This is a genomic window from Flavobacterium algoritolerans, assembly GCF_030010385.1.
Taxonomy (GTDB): domain Bacteria; phylum Bacteroidota; class Bacteroidia; order Flavobacteriales; family Flavobacteriaceae; genus Flavobacterium; species Flavobacterium algoritolerans.
Genome location: NZ_JASCRZ010000002.1, coordinates 1 through 23,848, shown reverse-complemented (window position 1 = coordinate 23,848; position 23,848 = coordinate 1). Strand labels below are relative to the sequence as shown.

Below are 23,848 nucleotides of genomic sequence, written 5' to 3'. Positions count from 1 at the left end.
CTTAAATGATTTCTTTCCAATATCTTGCAGCTCTTTGAGCCCATATAACGAATGGCTCACCGCCACCGTTTAACCTTCCGTCAGGGAATAACTTGAATCCCTCTACCCATAATTTCAAATCGACATCAAACATTATATCATCAGCTAAGGCGCCTTTTGGTAAACTTCCTTTCGCCTGCGATATCCAAATAATTCCTTTTCCTTTTTTAAGCATCAACTCCTTGAGTTCGTAATATTGCGCCTTGGTGATTCTTGTGTATTGTACCGAATCGATAAAAAGGAAATCGGGCGATTTTGGTTTACTCATCCTTATAATCAAGTCTTCAAATGGCTCTCGATCTAGGAGTATGAACGAGTTACCGCAGGTGTCCATGTGATTCCTTATTAATGCTTTTTGAATCGTTGACGAAAGGCCTTGTTCTAAAGAGTCGTAAGCTACTTTCCCAAAATTGGTCAGGTACTTAGCTAACTTCATGGCCGCCTCTGTTTTCCCGTTTGTGGTACCACCCCAAATAATGGCAGAAAAAGCTTTATCCGGTTTTCCTAGTGTGGCTTCCCATTCGCCAGAGAAGTCTAAAGGATTAAATTTTTTTGAAAGAACGTTTGATACTGAATAAGCCCTATTTATCTTTTTCGACATGCTTTTTTCGATATTGGTAGAATCTGTTTTCGGATATATCCAATTCTTTTAAAATGGCTCTTATTGATTCCTTTTTACTTCGCTTCATTACATTAGCATATACTTCAGGGGTCATTTTTAACGTGGGTTGAACCACTCCTTTTGCACTACTTAATGTCATTCCTTTTTTACCCCAAAATAAATTACTGTAATGATCTCCTTTTTCTTCATCTACTCTTCGTGCTGCATGTTCGCCTGTGGGAGAAATGCCATGCCACGCTTCACAAACTAATCTTATGACGTTGACATTCTTTTTGCCAAAACGCACTAATTTTCTAGGGTTTCTCATGTGCTCAGGATGGTCACTTGAAATTGTAACCGGGGAACCATTCATTAAGATTTCGCTACCATCCTCACTTATTTTTAGGGACTCAATTATAGGATGGTATCTATATTCCATTGTTGGCTCTTTTATGGCAGTTTACTAATCGTTTAATTCTTCGCCCGTCTCCTTTGGAGTCTGTATAAATGGTTCTGACCGTTTTTTCGTCTTCAACACCATTTAAAGCGCATATTTTCAAGGTGTCGGAATAGTTGTTGGGTTCCAATTCAAAGAATTTACCGCCCACTCTCGATAAAACTTCTCTATAACCCATTTTGTCTAAGACAACTCCTTTTGCTATTTTCCTTTCTAAAAAATGAGTGGCAGAAATTACCATCCCACAATCGTCTTCCAATTCGTTAAACAATGAGATAAACAGATACACTACTTTATCACACAACTTGTCGTATTCATTGAAAATAAAAAGAAGATTCTCTCTTGATTTTACCTCTAAAACTATCTTCGCCATTAATTTGGTTACCGACATTCCTACTGAATCTTTTCCTATTTTTGCCAATATTTCACTCAAAAAACTACGCTCATCCATATAGCTTGTGCAAAATATATTGATAACATTTTTATTGTTTTCCTCATAAATTTTTGACGAGGCTGTTTTACCGTGACCCGAAGGACCTACTACACCATAAACCTCTTTGAACTGTTGGGCATCGTGATAGATTCTTTTTAATTCAATAGCGTTTCTGGTCGTATCACAGTAAACCCAATCGTTTTCGCTACTGCCTAAATAAGAAGACACTTTGCGCCACATTTCATCTGCAATGTTTTCCCAATTGTGGTTTCGCATTTGCGAAAGTGTGGAGGCAGACACCGATTTCATTTCGGCAGCCACTTTGTTTTGTGATCCTTTTTGAAGGATGAATGTTTCTAAATCTTCTACTATTTTAATCTTGTCTTGTTGTGTCATTTTAATAGATTTAATAAGGGTTTAAACGGTTTTTAATTAGTTTTTAAATGCTTTAAAATTTGGAATAGAATCCTGTTCTATCGGTTTCCATTTGTTCCTCTTTTGGTAGATGCCCTTGAAACTTAACCATGAGTTCCTGCTCTTCGATTAAGCTTTCTCTTGATATCCCCGTTCTATTAATCAATCGTTCGTAGGCTTCTTGGTCACGTTTTAACTCAGCATCACGAACTTCAATGTCTTGGAGCAATAATGCTTTAGAATTACCTTTCATTAGAACAGGAATTGACTCATGCATTCGTTTGGATTGTGCATAAGCCACAAATCTTTTTTCGCCATTTGCTGTCAATTCATAAAGTCCGATAAACTCATCCAGTCGTTCAGGATCATAGCGAACTATTAAGCTTTCGCCAACCCATTTTCTACGAAATTCTAAGTCAATATTGTTGGTTTCGTCATAAACTTCATAGATATAATCTTTACCTTCAACTGTAAGTGGCATTCCGTGTGCGTAGTATTTCTTAACTTTCGTTTCGTCAATCCAGAACATTGATAACTGGTCCATGATGTCAATTTCTTCTCTATGCTCCGTTTCTTGGTTGTACATTTCGATTCTATTGTACTCCCAGTCTTCTTGTTTGCCTGAGTTCCATTTATTAACAAGAGCTTGAAATATTTTATTGAATTGATCAACTGTTGGCAAGGCTGTTTTGTACTCCACAATGAAATCCGTGTTAGGCTTATTGGTGGCGGTTCTTACCTTGATACCTTGTTTGTCCGAGAACCACATTTTAGAAATAACCTGTTGTTGTAAGCGGTTAAAAATTTGTTCCGCCGGTGAAGATTTACGCCCTACTTTATGGCTGTAATGATGTCCGTTTACTGGCAGTCTATCGTACAAATTTTGCATTTTACCTGAAGTATGACCTGATTGCTTATCATAAGTGAATAAGAATGGTCTGCATCCTGATTCTCCTACAGCCATTTTAACGGCTCTAAAGTGCGAAGCATGATTTTCAGAGTATGCAATATCCCAACCAATGATTTTCTCGCTGTAAACATCAAAAACAACGTTAATTTTAAGTTCAGCAGCCATCTTTTGTTTGTTGTTTGCAAAGTGTACTAAATCCAGTTTAGTACCATCAATCGCCCACCATGCGTTAGGGAACCATTCAGAACGATTACGCGTGACGGTATGTCCAAAGTGCTTCATGTATTCGTCCTTACCGTCACGAGCTAGCATCCAAATTCGTTTTTGCTCTGTTTTATCAAGCCATGCACCAACAGCTCGCTCGCTTAAACTTTTCCATCCTTTAGCTTCCCGTACTGATTCGTAAATTTTTAGTACTTCGGAAATGGTATACTTTACAGGAAGGCAGTACTGAGACAAAACGAAATCGGCTACTTCATCCACAATTTTTGAAGGGTTTGAGTTCATCCATTTTCCTGAAACGATTGAACTATAACCTTCCTCTTCGTATTTATGGATAGCTCGCTTAAATGAAATCACATTTTTGTAACGAGTGTGTAACCAAGTCTCAGGTAAGTTCCCGATTGCTTCGAGCATACGATCCCACATTTGTTTCTTGCCTCCAAATCGCTTTTGTACTAATACATTGTTGGCGATATGCTTAACAGCGTTGAACATCACAGCCTGATGGGTGTACTCCTTTTGTTTTTCTTCAGGAAGATGGGAACCGTTGTCCAGGAGATAATCTCTAAAATAGTGTTCGGCGGTGTGGTCCCATACCATGTAGTCACCAAAAACAATGTTTTTCACACTTGCATAAGGATCACCAACTAGCTCACGAATAGCTTTTTTATATTGATCAGGAATTGAATCATAAGCCACTAATGCTTTACGACCGTTACCGCCACCTATTATTTTTTTCATCTTACCTCTTTCTACTAATTTGTAATAGTAGCCTTTAGAAAACAGTTTTGCTGTGTCATAAAGCCAACTACTCGCTACGCAAAGGGTGTTCTGTTGATATTCAAACATATTTCTTATAGTTTTTAAATCAATTACTTAATTACAATTTATCATTGTTCAAAAGGTTGTCTAGGTCTGTTTTTAGTGCGACATATTCTGCTTTGATCCGATCAGCAAAAATTGGTGTTCTCTCACCTGTTATACATTGTTTGATATAGCGGGTAGAGAAAGCATATTTTGTGGCTAGTGCTTTTAATGCACTTGTATTCCACTTTACACTACTTTTTTTATTAGATTTGTTCATTGGTTCTATTTGTTCCTGTTGTTGGAGCAAATATAGTATAAATTTATACCAATAAACAAGCGTATGGACGAAAAATATACCAACATTAAAGAAAGATTATTATATTTTGCTAAAAATCAATCTATTGGTATTGAAAATTTTCTTGAAAAGATAGGGATGACTTATGGTAGTTTTAAAGGAAAAGCTAAAGAAGGAAGTTTAAACTCAAATGCATTAGTCGAAATTTATACTAAATATCCAGAAATCAATATTGAATGGCTTTTAACCGGAACCGGTAATATGCTTAATGAAAATCTTAAGTTAGTAAGAGAGCCAGAAGAGCCTTATAATCTCCCAGATGACGATGTAATCTATATAGACGAAAGCAGAGAACCTGAAGTTCTCTACAACGAAAGAACCGGTAATAAATATTTTATATATCCCGATGGAACCATCAGAATTGAAGTTTTAAAGATTCCTTTTCTTGCCTACGCCTCTTATGTTGAATGCTTTGATGATGAAGTAAAACTCAATCAAGAATTTTCAAAAATCACCTTCAAAGTTGATCATATCGGTAGGGGAAAGTATTTAGGATTTGAAAGTAAAGGTAATTCCATGTGGAATAATGGGGGTTATGACACACCTACAGGTGCGGACATTTTAGGGAGAGAAATCGGGCGTCACTTATGGATGAGCGGATTTAATAAAAGTAAGTATGGTTTTATTTTGATTACTCATAAAGGAATCTATCATAAAGACATCGAAAAAATTGACGATGAGGGGCATTTAATTTTAACTTCAAGAAATCCCAATGATGAGCCATTCAGATGCAGTCTAAATGAAATTAATGAGATTTATCATGTGATAAAACGAACTTTTTAGGATATACAATTAGCAATCAACCAATTAAACATCTTTAATGTATTTAATTAATTGCATTATCCCCATGTCTATACTTCATAATCATATACTTTAAACCTAATATTTTAGAATTATCACCCTTTCTATGTTAACTTTTTTTTGTTTTTTTGTCCACCCAACTGTCCACCCAACTGTCCACCCAAAACAAAGTATTCACTAAATTTAAAAATAGATCCTTTGCTCATTTCAGAGCATAAAAAAACCGTTTAAATAGTATTTTAAACGGTGTGTTATATAAAGAAAAACGTTATTTTTAAGGCTTTAACGGTAGTATTTGGGTATTACAGCTGAGACAATGGTAATACTAGTATTTAAAGCGTTTAAAACGGTTTATTAAATGGTACTTAAATGGTAGTAAATATACTTTTCGTTTATAGTAGCTTTTTCGACCTTTTTGGGTTAATGTCTTGATTTTATTGACTTTTTCGACCTTTTTTGTATTGTATCTTTATATACTTTTGGTTGTTCCCCCTATACTATCCACCCAAAATGAGATGTATATGCGCTATTTTGTAGCGCCTATATACTAGTTGGCAGTAAGACTAGCGCAGATACTAAAAAAACAACCTTAATAAACTTACAAAATGACAGGACAAAAATATTTATCTTCATTATTTGAAATTCTCTTGAGAATTCAACCTACATCAAAAAATATAGAATTATTTAAAGAAATAGAAAATAGTTTCTCTAATGTCGAAATTTTAAATTCGTTTCATCAATTAAAAAAAAGTAGTCGTGGTGATGGTTTAGAATTAGAAATAATGTTTTTTAATGAAAAATTCATTCACGACATAGTTTTTACTTCAACAACTGTAGATTCTATTACAATATTAACTAAGAGTATAAATATGCTTTATATTGAAACAATATATGGTGAAATGTTTGATTTGAATGGGTTGAAAAATAAATCAGATATTTTAAAATTCACGATTTCTTACGGTGGAGATATGAGAAGTTTGGAATATCAAACCGATGTTAAAAGATTTTCTGAAATACATAAAATAAAAAATCAAATGCTAAATATATTAATTAAATGATTTTAAATATTTTATTAACCGGAGAAATAACTTGGCGAACTTATTTACAAGATGCAAATCAAATAGCGCAAATCATTGGAACAATTCTAGTCGTAATTTACGTAGTTTATACATATTTGACTTTTCGTCAAATAAAAAAACAAACGGATTATCAACAAGACGCCTATTTAAAAACTGATTTAACTATATTAAAAGAAATAAATGAAATAACTTCTTTTCAAATACAAACAGGAAAAGCGATAACTCCTAAAAATAATTTGATAAATAAATATATAAATTTGGAACTCTCAAATAAAATGAAAGGTATATTGCAACCAATATTTAAATTTGAAGATAACTTATTTGAGGGTAATTATCTGACTCTTATTTTTATAAACTACGGTAATGCAGAAGTTAATAAGATTTGTCTAAAATTAATCGTAACTGTACATAATTCAAAAGAATTAATTGACCAAAAAATGCTTCGAGAGAAAGAAACCCAAACAATTGAAGTACTTATTAATGAAATTGTTGAGAGAAATGGAGGTAAATTAAGAATTCCTATATTAACTACAGCTTCTTTTCCTTTCTTCTTCGTTCAGGTTAAAGGTGAATATTACGATGTTAGAAATAAAAAATATACAATAACAGAAGAAAATTTCAACGGTGAAAATTTACACTTACAAAAACTACAATAAAAAAAGTCCTACTGCCAACACACGTCTTGCGCCATTTGCGAATTTAGTGGAATTACCGTTTTTTAATCGTATTTTCGTTTAGCCGAAAATACTCGTCTTCGTAAGGCGCAAACGGCGCAAGGCGCGGGAACGTTACCTGCAAGCTTAAAAAAATGACACAGAAAGCAAGATGTTTTAAAATAGCAGAAAAGAAGTTTAAGAAAATACAAAATGATTTCCCTAATCTAACTATGATAATGGACTACGACAATGAAAATTTAGATTTGTCAATGGATATTCCAAAACAGAATGGAATTGACTTTGAAATCAATCTGAATTTACAGAATGAAGATGAACTTCATATATCGACTGATTACATTTGGTGTCAATTTTTCTCCGCCGATTCTGAAGAATTAGTCAACAAATTTTACGAAAGTGCTATTGGATTAATCAATGGTGAATATAGGATTATCCAATTTGTGAGAAATGATAAAGTTTATAAATCATTCCTTCAAAAGCCGAATGGAAATAATTGGGAAACTATTTACAGAGGATATGAAAGAATAAGAATGCCTTGGACAACAGTCAAAGAAAACGTAATTCAAAACAAAAAGGAAAGTAATTTAATCGGAATATACAAAGCCAGCAGGTAACACACGCTACAAGCAATTTGGGGATTTGGCTTAATTTAAAAATGGTTTTGTATATGGAATGATTAGGCAAATCCGAAGAATGGGCTTAATTTAGTCCCAAACTGCTTGTAGCGCGGGAACGTTACCTGCAAGTTTAACAGAAGCACGTGTAAACTATCACCAAGAAGAAAATGTTGACATATAACGAACTCATAGATCTAAGGAACAAATTAGCAAATGGCGAAATTCAGTTAGAACTCGCGAAAACTCAATTTTGGGGTGACTTAAAAGAAGGACAACGTTCTTGGAACACAAAAGACTGGCAAGAAAGAAGACCCAAATTTCTTAAAGACAAATGTGAAATATGCTCCGGTACTGAGACATTAACTGTACAGCATCTTTCTCACCCAAGAAAATACGCGGAATATCTAAGAGAAATAACAAGTAAATATGCCAAAGACCACATAGACACAAATCCAGAAATAAATAAATCTGAGTTTACTGATTATGTACTAAAAAATCATGATTATGTTCCTGTACTATTGTGTCCAAATTGCATGAGCAAAAATCCAAGCGAAAGAGTAAGAAAAATTCCAAAATATCGTTGTGCTGATTGTAAGCACGAATTTGATGAAGCAACTTTTAGATCTGTAAATGAGCTTATCTCTATTTTTTATGAAAATAAAGACGCTTATGAAGTTGTAGATAAATGTTTCGTGTCAAAGGATAAATATAGAAATAAGAACAATTTGTCAAGTGTCAAATATTGGATGCAAAGAGAACGTGCAAAAAATAAAGATTCTGAAACAATTGAGAAAGAGGCATTTTTACTTCATCTAAATGATTCCATTAAGTATCTTTCGTTTGAAGACGCAATAACTGCTTGTAAAAAATGTGCATATAATTTTGATGTAAATAAAATGGAATTATGTCCTAAATGTAAACAGCATTATAAAGGACTTCAGTATCCAACCTGTATCGATTGCTTACCCGAAGACAAACGAAAAGTTGCCTTAGAAAACATTCAATTCGGAAAAGAATGGCATGAAATGCATAAAAGACTTGGAATAGACTAAAAACCTGCTGGTAACACACGCTACAAGCAATTTGGGTTTTAGGCTTAATTTGAAGTTGGTTTTGTGTCAAAAAGATTTGGCAAATCCGAATAATGGGCTTAATTTAGTCCCAAACTGCTTGTAGCGCGGGGACGTCAGGCTGTGAAAAAACCTTATTTCACTTTCAAAATCTTTAGATAATTCTGCTCAAGACTAAAATAGAAGACATTTAACGAGTCGTTTTTTTTAGGCTACAAATTTAGTTTGATAGAAATAGTGTTCTAAATTTAGCTTTAAATGCTCCATTTTTAGTAAAAACAAGACTTTTACCTTGTAGGGTGGGTTCCATTTTTTGAGTTTGGCAATGAGCTCGGGAACGCCGAGGATATTGATACTGCGTTTGATATTATACACCAGCATAATCAGGCTGTGTTCTCCATTTACTTTTTCTAATCCCGTTAAGTTGGTATGGTTATAGCCGCATTGCCGTTTGATGGTGCCAAAAATATGTTCGTTGATTTCCTGTCGCTTGCGGTAGAGCTGTGGATTTTCATGATAGCGCTTGTTGTTTTCTTCTACGGCATCGGCATATTGACTGCGGTCTATTTCCCGACCTGCTGCTCTACTGGTACATAAATGCTTTACTGGACATTCTTTACATTTTGGCGTTCGATATTTTTTAAACTCATAACTGTCTTTTAAGCTAGTTTTCTTGTGCCACCTTCCTGTAGTTTTGAGTGTTTCTCCTTGTGGACAAGTGTAGGTATCGGTTGTTTTGTCGTATTTAAATTGGGCTACTAGATAATCGGTAGTTGTGCCGTTTTCGTTACTTTTTCCTTGTTCGGGCTGTGCTACAATTGTAGTGATCTTGGCCTGTTTGCAGGCTTCCGTTTCCCGCCCGTTATGATAGCCTTTATCAACTAAAGCTGTATAGGTGTCAATCCCTAGATTCTCTTTGGTCTCGATAGCTATTGCCGACAAAGCACTGCGATCATTACCGTTGATCGTGTAAGTAGCTACAACAAGATTGTGTTTGGCATCGACTGCAGCCTGAATATTGAACGAAATCTCGACCACTTCTGAGTCCGTTAAGATAACCGTATAAATAGATCTTTAGAAATACTTTACTATTGAAACTCGGGCGACCTTCGGTTTTGAGCGCTTTTACAGCAAAATCGAGTTTAAAGAGGTCAATATATTCGACAAAGGCATCTATAAATCGCACCTGATTATCGGGACTTATAGTATCTTCTAAACTTGAAAAACGCAGTTGTTGACGGGAAATACCTGTGATGTCTTGCATTCTTAAAAATGCGAAAAATCTTCTTTTTACACTAGTATTTTGTTATATTTGATGATAATACAACAGAGGTTTTTTCACAGACTGACGTTAGCGGTAAGTTTACAAAACCCACTAAATTTTAGAATAATAACACTATGACAAAATTTTCATTCCTCTTTTTTGTATTTCTTTCTGTTTATTCTTTTGGGCAAGAAAAATCAAATTCAAACAAAAGTAATTTCGATAAATCTGTATACCATTTAATGGATACAGTTGCAAACTCTTTTCTAAAAAAATCAGGAGCTAATTCTGTTTCTATAGCAATTGTTAAAAATAAAAAAACTTATATAAAACACTACGGAGAGTTGGATAAAGGGAAACGCAATAAAGCAACGAATCAAACACTTTTTGAAATAGGCTCTACAACTAAAGTATTTACAGGAACACTAATGGCTAATGCTGTATTAGAAAATAAAATTGGATTAGATGACGATATTAGAAAATATTTGAATGAAGATTTTTCTAATTTAGAGTTTCAAGGCAAGCCAATAAAAATAAAGAATTTACTTGTCCATAGAAGTGGAATACAAATACCTTTTCCTATTACTCAACAAATAAGAGATAAATACCCAGCTGAAAGTTTCCTTTATTATAAAAACAGACTTGATAAAGCGTATACTAAAGAACTTTTCTTAGCTGATTTGCGAAAAGTAAAAGTAGATTCACTTCCAGGAACTGGCTATAAGTACGGTGCTTTAGCACCAGAATTGTGTGCTTATATTTTAGAAAATGCATATAAAAAAAGTTACGATGACCTATTAGATGAAGAGATTTTTAAAAAAGAAGGAATGAAATCTACAAAACTTAATTTAGGAAATAACGAGATTCTTGCAAATGGCTATAATTCAAAAGGCGATATTATGGAACCTTTAACTATTAGTATTTGGGGAGCATCCAAATTTCTAAAATCAACAATGGATGATTTAAGCAAATATATCAAGTTTGAATTAAATCCAAATAATAAGGTAGTTATTGAATCTCATAGAAAACTTTATCCAAACATAGATATGGGATATTTCTGGGACACTGTAGCAGATGAAAATGGAAATACAAACTACATAAAAGACGGTGGTTCAAATGGAACTTCCAATATACTTAAAATTTTACCAAAATACAATCTAGGAATATTAATTATTGCAAATCAAAATGATAGAAATACAGGCGCAACCATTGAAGATGCTTTAAATAAATTAGAAATGACTTTAAAAGAGAATTAAAAAAACCTACCACTAACTCACGCTACAAGCAATTTGGGCATTTGGCTTAATGGAAGTTAGTTTTGCATTTGGATGATTTGCTGCGCCTATTCGCTATCGCTCGGGTGGCAAATCCGAATAATGGGCTTAATTTAGTCCCAAACCCGCTGTAGTGACATAACGAACGTCAAACTATCTAATAACCTAGAATTTGAGTTTTTGTTCTCGGACTCCGATCTTTGAAAATTCTCAAATACGGAATTCTTAGAGACTTGTTTTAGGTTGCTAGACATACTGACGTTCCAGGCAATGCTAACGAATACTTAAGAATTAAACGTAATTTTTATATAAAACCAAAATGAATATTAACTTTTTTTCTAACTTATCTCTTTGGATATTATTAATCACTTTACCAGATATGGTATTTTCTCAATCGGCCGACTTTACCATTCAAAATGTAAAGTTTGAAAGTCAAGGCGTCACTCTTGCTGGCTCAATTTTAACGCCTAAAAAAACATTGGCAGCAGTTGTAATTGTTCATGGGTCTGATCCTGTAAAAAGAGAAATGGAGTTCGCTAAACGTCTTGCCAAAGAAGGGATTGCTGTATTGACATATGACAAACGAGGAGTAGGAGAATCAGGCGGTGTATATGCAGGACCGTCCGTTGGCACTAATAATATTGACCCTACAAATCTTAATTTATTATCTCACGATGCAAGTGCAGCAGTACATAGATTTCGAACTTATTTGAAGGATAAAAAAACACCAGTTGGACTGGTTGGCTTCAGTCAAGCTGGATGGATAATCCCAATTGCGGCAAGCAAAAATCCACAAATAGAATTTATGGTTTTATTTAGTTGCCCTACAATTACAACTTTAGAACAACTTCGATTTCAGTTTTATACTAATGGAAACAATAATTTTTGGGAAAATCATACAGAATCAGATGCTCGTGAACATACTAAAAATGACCCAGACAGGTATCAATTTACCACTACAGACCCAAAAAATTACTTGAATACTTTTTCAATTCCAGGACTTTGGCTTTTTGGTGAGAAAGATATCCAAATTCCCGTAAAATTGTGCATAGAGCAATTAAATACATTTAAAGTTCAAGGCAAACCTTTCGAATATACTTTGTTTTCAACATTAGGACACAATACTGCTTCTGACAATATTACAGCACCTGTTGATATTTCAATTCAATGGATAAAACAGAAAGCTTTGAACATTAAAAAGTCTAAAGCATCAAAATAAAGCACTGCCTACAACACACGCTACAAGCAATTTGGGTATTAGGCTTAATTTAAAGTTAGTTTTATATTTGGTATGATTTGCTTCGCCTGTCCGCTATCGCCCGAGTGGCAAATCCAAAAATACGGCTTGATTTAGTTCTAAACCCACTATTGCGACAAGCAGCGAAATTAATCATCGAGGATGGAGAACTTCGTTCAAAACTTGAATATGTAATATCTGAAATCCCAAATAAGACAAATGGAAAAAGAATAAACTATAAGGCAAAACATTTAAATGAAATATCAAATTTACAAACCTATGTAGAAGAGAAATTTAATTACATAAAAAAAGGCAGGTATAAGAGACGTTATTTTCTAACAGGAATTCCTTTAGGAATGCCCATTGGTTTGCCTTTTGGTATTGCAATTGGAAAAATAGGTTTAAGTTTATTAGTAGGTATGCCTATCGGAATGATTATTGGGTTATTAATTAGAAATTATCTAGATAAAAAAACTAAAATTGAAAATAGGACCCTATAAAGCTGAACGCTCGCACTCGCATTATCAATCTTGCAAAGGTTAAAAATCTGACATCAAAAATCTGCTCCTTTGTATACTGAAAACTGTAGTTTCCAAATACAACAGTAATGTAAAGCACTACTTTACAAATTAGTATTTTATTCATAGGTATTCAAATCTAGCTTAAGAATAGTACCTACTCTGCTAAACTCTTCATTAATCTTTGCATTCAGAATAAGTTGTTCATTTGTTATGGGATGATTAAAAATTAACTGATGTGCATGAAGCATCATTCCTTTCAGTTCAAAATTCTCCAACCATAATTTATTTTGTTTGTTACAACCATGCGGCCGACTTCCTAAAATGGGATGAAAAATATGTTTGAAATGTTTTCGTAATTGATGCATACGTCCAGTTTCAGGAATCGCTTCTACCAAACAATATCGTGACGTAGGTTTATTGTTAAATTCTAACTCAATTTGGGTACTTTGCAATCGATGAAAATATGTTATTGCATTTTGTATAATACCATCATCATTGGTTAAATCATAATCAATCGTTAGTTCTTCGGGTGACCAACCACGTAAAATTGCTAAATATTTTTTTTCGACTTCGCGTGTGGCAAAACGATCATTCATAATTTTTAAAACGTCCTTGTCCAACGCAAATAACAAAACACCAGATGTTTTGCGATCTAACCGATGAATAGGATAAACATGTCGCCCTCCTATTTGATTTCTCAATTCTTGAATAGCATAAACTTTTGCATCGCGCGCATAAAATGATTTGTGGACCAACAATCCACTTGGTTTATTAATTGCTATAATATATTCGTCTTGGTAAAGAATTTCTAACATTTGGCAAAAATAAAAGAGATTTCTATCGAAATCTCTTTTTTGGCGTATTTATTTCTATCTTTTCTTTTTTCCTCGCTAGCGTGAGCGTATTCTCAATTTTGCAACTGTTAAATATCTAAAATCAAATATCGTAAATCAAAAATCTGAAATCTATTTTAACCCAACCAACCATCTCTATCCAAACTTCTATATTGAATTGCTTCAGCAATATGGCTCGAAATTACTGTTGGAGCTGCGTCAAGATCAGCGATTGTTCTCGCTACTTTCAAAATCCTGTCGTAGGCCCTAGCGGAAAGATTCAATCGCTCCATGGCCGTTTTTAGTAATTGCTTGGAAACATCGTCCAAAGCGCAATATTCCCGAATGTGTTTGGTATTCATTTGCGCATTATAATGGATGTTTTCCATTTGCTCAAAGCGTTCCGTTTGAATTTCTCGTGCTTTAGTCACTCGTTTTCGAATGTCAACACTGCTTTCAGCCTTTTGGTCATCAGATAATTTTTCGAAAGGAACTGGAGTTACTTCGATATGAATATCAATTCTATCTAATAAAGGTCCAGAAATCTTACTCAGATACCGTTGCATTTCGTGAGGCGAAGAAGTTTGTGGAGAATCAGGATCATTGAAGAAACCACTTGGACTCGGATTCATACTCGCCACCAACATAAACGAGGAAGGATAAGTAACCGTAAACTTAGCTCTGGAAATTGTCACTTCTCTATCTTCCAAAGGTTGACGCATTACTTCCAAAACATCACGTTTAAATTCTGGTAATTCATCCAGAAACAAAACGCCGTTGTGCGCCATAGAAATTTCTCCGGGCTGTGGATAACTTCCTCCTCCGACAAGCGCCACATTCGAAATAGTATGATGAGGACTACGAAACGGACGTTGATTCATCAATCCTACTTCCTTTAGTTTTCCGGCAACACTATGGATTTTAGTTGTTTCTAACGCTTCCCGTAACGTCATCGGTGGGAGAATACTTGGTAATCGTTTGGCTAACATCGTTTTTCCTGCACCCGGCGGGCCAATCAAAATAATATTATGTCCGCCGGCTGCTGCAATTTCCATGCAACGCTTGATACTTTCTTGTCCTTTGACATCACTAAAATCGAATTCTGGAAAGTCTAAGGTTTTATAAAATTCGGCTCTGGTATCAATTGTTGTTGGTTCCAGCGTTCCTTTTCCTTCGAGGAAATCAATAACTTCCTGAACATTTTCGATTCCATATACATCTAAACCAGCCACAATCGCCGCTTCTTTTACATTTTGCTTTGGAAGAAAAAAGCCTTTAAAACCTTCTTCTTTGGCTTTTATGGCAATTGGCAAAGCACCACGTATCGGCTGAAGGCTCCCATCAAGAGAAAGTTCTCCCATAATGATGTATTTATCAACATCCTCTGCTTTGATTTGCCCGGATGCAACCAAAATTCCAATTGTTAAAGTCAAATCATACGCAGAACCTTCCTTGCGCAAATCAGCAGGCGCCATATTGATGGTGATTTTTTTTCCCGGCATGGCGTATCCATTATTTTTGAGTGCCGCCGCAATACGATAACTACTTTCTTTGATAGCATTGTCTGGCAATCCAACTAAATGATATCCAATACCTTTATCAATATTTACTTCTACAGTAATTGTTGTGGCTTCCACTCCAAAAACAGCACTACCAAAAACTTTAACTAGCATATTTACTTATTTGATTCTAAAATTAGCTAAACATTTTTTAATTATTATAATTATTCCTACAAAATTTAAAAATGATACAGAATAGTAGAAAATTATGTCAAAATAATTAGAATAATATTACGGAGTCGCTCGATTTGTTTTTTTTCTTCAAAAAACAAATGTTAAAATCTAAAAAAAATAATGCTTAACATATTCCTTTTTTTACTTTTAGAGAATAATTAGAAACTATACTATGAAAAAAATCTTACTTCTACTGTATTTCAGTGTTTTATTACCAAAAACCTACGCACAAGAGTACTTTCCCAATAATGAAAGTGTTCAAAACAAAAACACCAATTTTACCGCTTTTACAAATGCAAAAATTTATGTTACACCAACACAAATTATTGAAAAAGGGACTTTATTAATCCAAAACGGAAAAGTTATTGGTGCAGGGAATAACATCGCTATTCCTAAAAACTGCATGACGATTAACTTAGAAGGAAAATCAATTTACCCTTCCTTTATTGATATGTACACCAGTTTTGGAATCGAAAAACCAAAAGGAATCAGCAGTACTGAAAGAAATCCTTTGTATGATACCAAAAAAACAGGACATTACTGGAACGAAAGTATTCGTTCAGAAGTAAATGGATATGAAAGCTTTAAATACGACCAACCTAAAGCTGAAGAATTATTAAAAGCTGGATTTGGTATCGTAGGAACTCACGTTCAAGACGGAATTGCTCGCGGATCAGGAACACTGATTGCCTTGAATAATTTTGAAAAAAGCAACCAATTATTATCTGATAAAGTAACCAATCATTTTGCATTTACTAAAAGTGCCACAACAAATCAAGCCTATCCAAGTTCTTTGATGGGAATGATGGCATTACTGCGTCAAATGTATTTAGATTTAGATTGGTACAAAAAAGGAAACGCCACAACCAAAGATTTGTCCTTGGAAGCCTTATCCAATAATGAAAAACTAGTTCAAATATTTGCTTCAGAAGACAAATTAAACAGTTTGAGAGCTTCCAAAATAGCGAAAGAATTTGGTTTAAATTACATCTTGAAAGGAAACGGAAATGAATTTGAACGAATTGAAGAAATCAAAAAAACAAATTCGAAATTTATTATTCCAATCAATTTCCCGGAAGCTTATGATGTTTCTGACCCAAACCAAGCCAATCAAATGGAATTGAAAGACTTGCGTTTTTGGAATCAAGCACCAACCAATCTTAAAGTTTTATCTGATAATGGAATTGTTTTCGCTTTGACGACTGACAAGTTAAAAAAGCTGGAAGATTTTAGACCGAACCTATTAAGAGCCATTAAATACGGATTTGATAAAACGAAAGCATTAGAAGCTTTGACAACTATTCCTGCTTCAATTTTAGGAAAAAGCAATGAAATAGGAAGTTTGAAAACAGGAAGTTTAGCCAATTTTATAATTGCATCTGGTGAGATTTTCAATGAAAAAACAATATTATATGAAAACTGGGTTCAAGGGAACAAATTTGTAATTAACGATATTACAATTAAAGATATTCGTGGAAATTATGATTTAACCATTAACACTGAAAAATACAAATGGAAGATTGATGGCGAAGTTTCAGCACCAAAATCTGAAATAACAACTGTTGACAACAAAAAAATAAAATCGAAACTTACTTTTACCAATAACTGGATTTCAACGGTAATCAAACCTATCGATTCTACTAAAACCAGCTTCACAAGATTAATCGGATATGTTGAAGACAATCAGACTCTTTCAGGAAAAGCGGTTTTATTCAATGGAAATGAAGTAAAATGGTCAGCAATAAAAACAGCTCCTTTTGTAAAAGCTATCGATTCCTCAAAAATTGAAAAGAACAATGCAATTATGCCTACAACATTTCCTAATGTTGCTTATGGTAATTTGAAAAAACCAACTACACAAACACTTTTATTTAAAAATGCTACCGTTTGGACCAATGAAAAAGACGGTATTTTAGTAGAAACTGACGTATTGGTCAAAAACGGAAAAATTGCCTCTATTGGAAAAAATATTGCTGATGCTTCAGCAACAATTATTGATGCCAAAGGCAAACATTTAACCAGCGGAATTATTGATGAGCATTCTCATATTGCAATTTCTAATGGTGTAAATGAAGGCGGACACAATTCCAGTGCCGAAGTAACCATTCAAGATGTAGTAAATTCTGAAGACATTAATATATACAGAGATTTAGCCGGTGGAGTTACCATTTCTCAATTATTACACGGTTCAGCAAATCCAATAGGTGGACGTTCTGCAATTGTAAAATGGAAATGGGGCGCTTCTGCAGAAGAGATGCTTTACAAAGATCAACCTGGTTTTATCAAGTTTGCTTTGGGAGAAAATGTAAAACAAGCAAACTGGGGAATCACTAATCCTACTCGTTTTCCTCAAACCAGAATGGGTGTGGAACAAGTTTTTACAGATTACTTTCAACGTGCTAAAGAATACGATACCACTTGGAAAAATTACAATGCAACTGGTAAAAAAACAAAAGCGAAAGCTCCAAGAGTGGATTTAGAACTACAAACATTAGCTGAAATATTAAATAAAGAGCGTTTCATTACTTGTCACTCTTATGTACAATCGGAAATTTTGATGTTAATGAATGTAGCTGATAAATTTAATTTTAAAGTAAATACGTATACCCATATTCTTGAAGGATATAAAGTTGCTGATAAAATGAAAGAGCACGGCGTAGGAGCCTCAACTTTCTCAGATTGGTGGGCTTATAAATTTGAAGTAAATGATGCCATTCCTTTCAATGGACCTATTATGCACAATGCTGGACTTGTGGTAGCCTACAACTCTGATGATGCTGAGATGTCAAGAAGATTGAATCAAGAAGCAGCAAAAGCAGTAAAATATGGTAATATTTCAGAGGAAGATGCATGGAAATTTGTAACTCTGAATCCTGCTAAATTATTACATATCGATGATAAAGTAGGAAGTATAAAAGTAGGTAAAGATGCTGATATTGTATTGTGGAATGCCAATCCTTTATCTATTTATGCAAAAGCTGAAAAAACGTTAATCGAAGGTGTAGTGTATTATGATGCTCAAAAAGATGCAGAACAAAGAGTAGCTATTGCTAAAGAACGAAATGAGTTGATTGGTCAATTATTGCAAGAGAAAAATAAAGGGATGATCACTCAAGAACCTAAAAAAACAGAGAAAAAAGAATACCACTGTGATACTATGGAAGAATAGCGGAATAATTTGAATTTCAAAAAATCGAGCTTTTACAAAAAGCAAAGCAATTTTTAAAAATATATAAATATGATTAGTAAAAAAATATATCTTTTAGTGTTAGTCTGTAGCATCTCAATACTTACAAGAGCACAACAAACACCAGCCGTTAAGCAATCAAAATCTATTTTGATTCTTAATGCTACGGCACATTTAGGAAATGGAGAAATAATCGAGAACAGCGCAATAGGATTCGTTGACGGAAAAATTAATTTAGTAGCAGATGCCAGAGTGATTCGGCTTGCAGAGGGCGCGTATGACCTCACTATTGACGCCGCAGGAAAACATGTTTATCCCGGCTTTATTGCCCCAAATTCAACACTGGGTTTAGTAGAAATTGACGCCGTAAAATCTTCTGATGATGAAGACGAGATTGGAACCATGAACCCTAATGTTAGAAGTATTATTGCCTATACAGCTGACTCAAAAGTAATAGAAACAGTAAGACCAAACGGTATTTTGATGGCTCAAATTACACCACGTGGCGGAACAATATCTGGTTCTTCATCAATTGTTCAATTGGATGCTTGGAACTGGAAAGATGCACTTATAAAAGAAAATGATGGAATTCATGTTAACTTCCCTACTACTTTTAGAAGATCAGGTTCCCGATTTGAACCAGGAGGTATTGAAACCAATAAGGATTATGCAAAACAAGTTTTAGAACTCTCTGCTTTTTTAGCTAATGCCAAAGCCTATTTAGGGGATAGTTCAAAAGATCGAAATTTGGTTTTAGAATCTACTAAAGGATTGTTTGATGGAAGCCAAACATTGTTTATTCATGCCGATGAAGAAAAACAAATTATCGATGCAGTACAATTTGCAAAAGAAAATGGAGTTAAAAAAATGGTGATTGTTGGTGGATACGAAGCCTACAAAACAGCCGAATTATTGCAAAAAAATAATATTGGCGTATTGCTTAAACGAGTTCATGAAATGCCTGAAAATGATGATGATGATATTGATTTACCATACAAATCAGCTAAATTATTGACAGACAAAGGTGTTGTGGTAGGCTTAGAAAATAGTGGTGCACATGAAAGAATGAACACTAGAAACTTACCATTTTTAGCGGGAACATGTGCTGCATATGGTCTAGACAAAGAGCAAGCTTTACAATTAATAACATCTAATACTGCCAAAATATTAGGAATTGATGCTCAATGTGGCACCTTAGAGCAAGGAAAAGATGCTACTTTATTTATATCCGAAGGTGATGCTTTAGACATGAGAACTAATAAATTGACTAATGCTTTTATTCAAGGAAGAACGATTAGTCTGGAAACGCATCAAACAAAGTTGAACGAAAGATATAAAACAAAATACAATCAAAAATAAATTAAAATAATGGGACTATTTAATGCCATCTTAGGCAATGCATCTGAAGTAAACATTGAAAATGTTTCAAAAGAATTTGAGCCAATCTTAATTGATGGAGAAATAATTGAGAAAGCATTCAAACTCATCCGTGACATGTTTGTTTTTACTAATAAAAGGCTGATTTTAGTCGAAAAACAATTGGTTGGAACTAAAGCTGATTATGTTTCAATTCCCTATTCCAGCATCAAGAAATTCTCTAAAGAAAGTGCCGGTATTATGGATTTGGATGCGGAATTAAAAATCTGGCTAAATAACGATAATACACCAATTATCAAACAATTTGGTAAAGGAGGAAATAACATCAATGAAGTGTATAAAATTCTAAGTCAACATCTTTTAAAATAAAAACATAATTCATTAAATTTAACTTTAAAAAATTGCATCAATTGTATTCATTTCGATTGGTGCATTTTTTTTAACGATATTTAACTTTTAGTACACAAAATAGAAGCCTTAGGATACTAGCCAACTAATTCTTAAAATAATTGTTATGTTATCTCCTAAAAAGATAATTTCTCTTAACCTTACTTTAACAAATTGCAAGTTTTAACTTTAAATTATAATATACCCATAATGAAATGGGGTCTAGATTAAAAAAATGACAAAAATAAAACATTAAGTCATATTTTTAAAGGGGTTTATTAATGATTTTTATATTTTTATCGAAATTTAAAACTAAAAAACAATGCGAAAAATTATTTTAAGTGTGATATTAATCACGATTTTGGTATTAACCCTTTGTTCAAATTATTTCATAATTGACAGCCCTGCTCCAACAGAAGCTGTAAAATTTGATACCGGCGACACAGCTTGGATGATTGTTGCAACTGCACTTGTATTGATAATGACTCCAGGTCTTGGATTTTTCTACGGAGGAATGGTAGGAAAAAAGAATGTCATCAGTACTATGCTTCAAAGTTTTATGGCAATGATAATTGTTACTGTTTTATGGGTAGTTGTTGCCTTTGGTTTATCATTTGGTCCTACAATAGGAGGAATAATTGGTAATCCATTACCTAATTTGTTTTTTCAAGGTGTTAATACAAATACCGCATGGAGTCTTGCTCCAACAATACCTTTTATGTTGTTTGCTTTATTTCAAGCAAAATTCGCAATCATTACACCTGCCTTAATAACAGGAGCTTTTGCAGAAAGAATTCGTTTCTGGGCTTACTTATTATTTATGGTATTATTTATATTACTAGTTTATGCTCCGTTAGCACACATGACTTGGCACCCAGATGGTATTTTCTTTAAAATGGGAGTATTAGATTTTGCTGGTGGAACTGTAGTTCACATGAGCGCTGGATGGGCTGCGCTAGCTGGAGCAATTTTCTTAGGAAAAAGAAAAATACAAAAAGTTAATCCTGCTCGTATTACATACGTATTGTTAGGTACTGGTTTATTATGGTTTGGATGGTTTGGTTTCAATGCAGGTTCAGCATTAGGATCTAATGGTTTAGCTGTACAAGCATTAGGTACAACTACTGTAGCTGCTGCTGCTGCTGGAATGGCTTGGGTATTTCTTGATAAAATTCTTGGACACAAACTTTCTGCAATGGGAGCTTGTATTGGTGCTGTTGTAGGTTTAGTGGCTATTACGCCTGCTGCAGGTTTTGTAACTATTCCTCATGCAATGTTCATCGGTATATTTGCCAGTATTGTTAGTAATCTAGTGGTTAGTAAATTCCCTAAAGGTAAAATTGATGATGCTTTAGATGTATTTGCTTGTCACGGTGTTGGTGGTATGGTTGGTATGCTATTAACAGGTGTATTCGCTTCTAAAACTGTTAACTCAGTAGTAGGAGACAACCAAGGACTTATCTTTGGTGATGCTACATTATTTTTAAATCAATTAACTGCTTTAGTTATAGTTTCAGTATTTGCATTTTCAGCATCTTATTTCCTTTTCTTTATTGTAAACAAAATAACTCCACTAAGAGTAAGTGAAGAAAAAGAAGAATTAGGTTTAGATATTTCTCAACACGGTGAGTTTCTATAAATCGATTTTTATACAATAAACTAAAAAACACTCTGAGCATTCAGAGTGTTTTTTTTTGCTTAAAATCAAAGAAACATATTGAATTTCTTTTCCATCTTCAAACTTTATTTTACCATTTAGTAAGACATAAATGATTTCCTAATAAAACGAAACACATTCTATTTTACATTAATAAAATCTATCCATTACAAACAGTAGACTCCATTACAAACAAGTACATTTAGGCTTTCAATGTATTAATTACTTCAATAGAAATTGAATTGAAATCATTTCATTGAAAACTTACACATACCTATTAAATATTATAAATTTCCTTTTTCAAAGAACTAAAATTATAAAAACAATAAAATTAGTATATAAAAAACTCCATCCCAATTAATATTGAAATGGAGTTAATTTAAATCCTGTAATTAAAATGAGCTTTATTGTTTTATCAGTCTCACTGTTTTTTGTTGAGTGCCTTGATTGATAATCGCTATATACGAACCTGATGAAAGCTCTTCACCAAACTTGATTTCTTTGCTATCACTATTTTGAATATGTTTCACCATTCTTCCTAATATATCATATACAATCACTTCTGTTTTTTCACTGGTACCGCCTTTTATGTCAATAATAAAATATTGCACAGAAGGGTTTGGATATGCTGTTATAGCGAACGGCACAATTTCTGGGGTTTTCTCAACAATTACCACTTTTGCAGTTCCATTTTTCTTCACTTCATGTATTACTATAGAACCACCACCAATTGCTGTTGTTGCATCGGCATTATCCGAAGCACCAGTCTGATTATCATATACAACCCCTGCTCCATTCCAGATTTTTATTCTAAATTTATCTGTTACACCAGCTGATTTCTTTTCACCATCTATTGCAGATACCATAAAGCTATAGCCTGGAACTCCGTTTATAGTTCCTTGACCTTTATAGATAGCTTGTGCGCCAGCAATCACCAGTGACATAGCTTCGTGACTACTACTAGAGAAGTTTAAATTTCCTGTTTGAAATTGAAACTCTGTATTTCCATCCACTTGCGTATTTCCTTTTTTATATTTGGCATTAAAACCAAAATTAGCTTTTCCGGTAAGAGTTGGGTTTGCTGTATAGGCCCCTAAAGGAGACATAATCCATCCACCACCTGTTACAAATCCACCGTTTGGATCATATACTGCAAGATAGGCCGTTGCATTAGCGCAACCTGAACCAGCCTCAGCCTTTATTTTATACACTTCAACTGAGAGATTACTAACTGAAAATGTAGCTAATCCACTGCTGTTTGTTTGAGATGCATAACTTGTAATTACACCATTCCCATTATCAATCGTGAATAATACAGGTATTCCCGAAAGATTACCAGATACTGCTGAGGTAACCGTTGCACTTAAAGTTGCAGAAGAACCTAATGCTATTGGAGCACTACTAGCACTTGCATCGATAAGAACACTGTTTATTGTAAACAAAGCGTTATTATAATCAATATTATAGTTAGTTAATACACTGCTAGGACTCAATAATGCGCTAATTGTATATATTCCTCCTGCTATTTCACCTGCGGTTCTATTGTACACTGCTGTTACATTATCGTTGCCTATAAATCCAGCTAAATTACCCGTAAAAAGAAGAGGATCATTCTGACCGCAGTATTTACTAGATACATAAGGAGTTACGCTTGCTGTCTTTTTACTAATCGTAAATAAAGCCGTGTTATACGTGATGTTATAATTGCTCAAAACTGCCGTTGGACTTAATCCAGCACTGATGGTGTATGGACCTCCAAGAACTCTTTCTCCAGCGGTTCTACTGTAAGAAGCTGTAACTGCGTCTGCTTCCAAAAATCCAGCTAAAGTTCCCGTCAATATAGGTTCCGGTGAACCGTAGACTTTCGTGTTGGCTATCGGAGAAACCGAAGCAGCTTTT

The 23,848-nt window shown here is 34.0% G+C and carries 22 protein-coding genes; 12 read left to right on the top strand and 10 right to left on the bottom strand.

Features of this window, described 5'->3' with window-relative positions:
• Nucleotide 1: 1 nt before the first annotated feature.
• From QLS65_RS05630 to QLS65_RS05610, 5 genes are all read right to left on the bottom strand, one after another.
• Nucleotides 2–640 (bottom strand): hypothetical protein, encoded by a 639-nt coding sequence (locus tag QLS65_RS05630; protein ID WP_282715825.1) that lies wholly within the window; start codon nucleotides 638–640, stop codon nucleotides 2–4.
• Nucleotides 621–1,079, bottom strand: coding sequence for a hypothetical protein (locus QLS65_RS05625; protein ID WP_282715823.1), 459 nt, complete (start codon nucleotides 1,077–1,079; stop codon nucleotides 621–623). Before QLS65_RS05625 ends, QLS65_RS05630 begins: the two co-directional genes overlap by 20 nt.
• On the bottom strand, nucleotides 1,069–1,926 hold the full coding sequence (locus QLS65_RS05620; protein WP_282715821.1) for an AAA family ATPase: 858 nt from the start codon (nucleotides 1,924–1,926) through the stop codon (nucleotides 1,069–1,071). The genes QLS65_RS05625 and QLS65_RS05620 overlap by 11 nt, the downstream gene beginning before the upstream one ends.
• Nucleotides 1,927–1,978: 52 nt before the next feature.
• On the bottom strand, nucleotides 1,979–3,490 hold the full coding sequence (locus tag QLS65_RS05615; RefSeq protein ID WP_282715819.1) for a hypothetical protein: 1,512 nt from the start codon (nucleotides 3,488–3,490) through the stop codon (nucleotides 1,979–1,981).
• A gap of 466 nt (nucleotides 3,491–3,956) precedes the next feature.
• Nucleotides 3,957–4,190, bottom strand: coding sequence for a hypothetical protein (locus QLS65_RS05610; RefSeq protein ID WP_282715817.1), 234 nt, complete (start codon nucleotides 4,188–4,190; stop codon nucleotides 3,957–3,959).
• A gap of 33 nt (nucleotides 4,191–4,223) precedes the next feature.
• Between QLS65_RS05610 and QLS65_RS05605 the strand changes: the two genes are divergently transcribed.
• From QLS65_RS05605 to QLS65_RS05585, 5 genes are all read left to right on the top strand, one after another.
• Entirely contained in the window at nucleotides 4,224–5,021 is a 798-nt protein-coding gene (locus tag QLS65_RS05605; protein ID WP_282715815.1) for an XRE family transcriptional regulator, read from the top strand.
• A gap of 623 nt (nucleotides 5,022–5,644) precedes the next feature.
• The gene (locus tag QLS65_RS05600; protein ID WP_282715813.1) at nucleotides 5,645–6,097 is read left to right on the top strand and encodes a hypothetical protein; all 453 of its coding nucleotides are present in this window, start codon (nucleotides 5,645–5,647) and stop codon (nucleotides 6,095–6,097) included.
• Complete coding sequence (locus tag QLS65_RS05595; RefSeq protein WP_282715811.1) at nucleotides 6,094–6,774, top strand: hypothetical protein; 681 nt, start codon at nucleotides 6,094–6,096, stop codon at nucleotides 6,772–6,774. The genes QLS65_RS05600 and QLS65_RS05595 overlap by 4 nt, the downstream gene beginning before the upstream one ends.
• Before the next feature lie 152 nt (nucleotides 6,775–6,926).
• Nucleotides 6,927–7,406: a hypothetical protein gene (locus QLS65_RS05590; protein ID WP_282715809.1), complete on the top strand. Its 480-nt coding sequence runs from the start codon at nucleotides 6,927–6,929 to the stop codon at nucleotides 7,404–7,406.
• 170 nt (nucleotides 7,407–7,576) lie between these two features.
• Entirely contained in the window at nucleotides 7,577–8,461 is an 885-nt protein-coding gene (locus QLS65_RS05585; protein ID WP_282715807.1) for a hypothetical protein, read from the top strand.
• 225 nt (nucleotides 8,462–8,686) lie between these two features.
• Here QLS65_RS05585 and QLS65_RS05580 read toward each other — a convergent pair whose 3' ends face one another.
• A complete protein-coding gene (locus QLS65_RS05580) occupies nucleotides 8,687–9,517 on the bottom strand; it encodes a transposase (RefSeq protein ID WP_282715805.1) in 831 nt (276 codons plus the stop codon).
• The gene (locus QLS65_RS16205) at nucleotides 9,435–9,743 is read right to left on the bottom strand and encodes a transposase (RefSeq protein WP_487046846.1); all 309 of its coding nucleotides are present in this window, start codon (nucleotides 9,741–9,743) and stop codon (nucleotides 9,435–9,437) included. Before QLS65_RS16205 ends, QLS65_RS05580 begins: the two co-directional genes overlap by 83 nt.
• Nucleotides 9,744–9,877: 134 nt before the next feature.
• Here QLS65_RS16205 and QLS65_RS05575 point away from each other — a divergent pair, with 134 nt between their 5' ends.
• The 3 genes from QLS65_RS05575 to QLS65_RS05565 all read left to right on the top strand — a co-directional run bounded on the left by QLS65_RS05575 (nucleotide 9,878) and on the right by QLS65_RS05565 (nucleotide 12,754).
• Nucleotides 9,878–10,999, top strand: coding sequence for a serine hydrolase domain-containing protein (locus QLS65_RS05575; protein ID WP_282715803.1), 1,122 nt, complete (start codon nucleotides 9,878–9,880; stop codon nucleotides 10,997–10,999).
• A 337-nt stretch (nucleotides 11,000–11,336) separates the two neighbouring features.
• The gene (locus QLS65_RS05570) at nucleotides 11,337–12,236 is read left to right on the top strand and encodes an alpha/beta hydrolase family protein (protein ID WP_282713605.1); all 900 of its coding nucleotides are present in this window, start codon (nucleotides 11,337–11,339) and stop codon (nucleotides 12,234–12,236) included.
• A 104-nt stretch (nucleotides 12,237–12,340) separates the two neighbouring features.
• Nucleotides 12,341–12,754, top strand: coding sequence for a hypothetical protein (locus tag QLS65_RS05565; RefSeq protein ID WP_282715801.1), 414 nt, complete (start codon nucleotides 12,341–12,343; stop codon nucleotides 12,752–12,754).
• A gap of 137 nt (nucleotides 12,755–12,891) precedes the next feature.
• Here the strand turns inward: QLS65_RS05565 and QLS65_RS05560 are convergent, their stop codons facing one another.
• Complete coding sequence (locus tag QLS65_RS05560; protein ID WP_282713603.1) at nucleotides 12,892–13,590, bottom strand: pseudouridine synthase; 699 nt, start codon at nucleotides 13,588–13,590, stop codon at nucleotides 12,892–12,894.
• A gap of 155 nt (nucleotides 13,591–13,745) precedes the next feature.
• On the bottom strand, nucleotides 13,746–15,281 hold the full coding sequence (locus tag QLS65_RS05555) for a YifB family Mg chelatase-like AAA ATPase (protein WP_282715799.1): 1,536 nt from the start codon (nucleotides 15,279–15,281) through the stop codon (nucleotides 13,746–13,748).
• 232 nt (nucleotides 15,282–15,513) lie between these two features.
• Here QLS65_RS05555 and QLS65_RS05550 point away from each other — a divergent pair, with 232 nt between their 5' ends.
• The 4 genes from QLS65_RS05550 to QLS65_RS05535 all read left to right on the top strand — a co-directional run bounded on the left by QLS65_RS05550 (nucleotide 15,514) and on the right by QLS65_RS05535 (nucleotide 21,931).
• On the top strand, nucleotides 15,514–18,510 hold the full coding sequence (locus QLS65_RS05550; protein WP_282715797.1) for an amidohydrolase family protein: 2,997 nt from the start codon (nucleotides 15,514–15,516) through the stop codon (nucleotides 18,508–18,510).
• A gap of 69 nt (nucleotides 18,511–18,579) precedes the next feature.
• Nucleotides 18,580–19,887, top strand: a complete 1,308-nt coding sequence (locus QLS65_RS05545; protein ID WP_282713600.1) for an amidohydrolase family protein — start codon at nucleotides 18,580–18,582, stop codon at nucleotides 19,885–19,887.
• Between the two features lie 9 nt (nucleotides 19,888–19,896).
• Entirely contained in the window at nucleotides 19,897–20,274 is a 378-nt protein-coding gene (locus QLS65_RS05540; protein WP_282713599.1) for a PH domain-containing protein, read from the top strand.
• Nucleotides 20,275–20,614: 340 nt separating this feature from the next.
• Nucleotides 20,615–21,931 (top strand): ammonium transporter, encoded by a 1,317-nt coding sequence (locus QLS65_RS05535; protein ID WP_282713598.1) that lies wholly within the window; start codon nucleotides 20,615–20,617, stop codon nucleotides 21,929–21,931.
• A gap of 422 nt (nucleotides 21,932–22,353) precedes the next feature.
• Here the strand turns inward: QLS65_RS05535 and QLS65_RS05530 are convergent.
• The coding region (locus tag QLS65_RS05530; protein ID WP_282715794.1) for an MBG domain-containing protein at nucleotides 22,354–23,848 on the bottom strand (1,495 nt) is incomplete at its 5' end.